This window comes from Sulfitobacter sp. HI0040 (genome assembly GCF_001634885.1).
Taxonomy (GTDB): domain Bacteria; phylum Pseudomonadota; class Alphaproteobacteria; order Rhodobacterales; family Rhodobacteraceae; genus Sulfitobacter.
On sequence record NZ_LWEX01000526.1, the window covers coordinates 1 to 266 of the forward strand.

General features: G+C 57.9%; 1 protein-coding gene. It reads right to left on the reverse strand.

Features of this window, described 5'->3' with window-relative positions:
• The coding region (locus A3728_RS20015; RefSeq protein WP_236630574.1) for a sensor histidine kinase at positions 1 to 266 on the reverse strand (266 nt) is incomplete at both ends.

A 266-nucleotide genomic window follows, 5' to 3' on the forward strand; every position in this document is an offset into this window, starting at 1 on the left:
CCGTGGGGAGGCAGAAATAGAAGGTCGTTCCAACGCCTTCCTGACTTTCGAATCCGATGTCTCCGCCCATGTTCTCCACGATCGCCTTGCAGATGCTCAGGCCAAGCCCGGTACCGCCCTTGCTGGCCCGATCCGAATTGGTCATATCCGCGAACCGTTCAAAGATCTTGTGCTTGTCGCGGGCCGGAATCCCCTGCCCGTGATCCTTGACGCTGACGCGCAGACGTCCCTGCTGCTGTGTAAGCGAAACAATGATCTTCCCATTG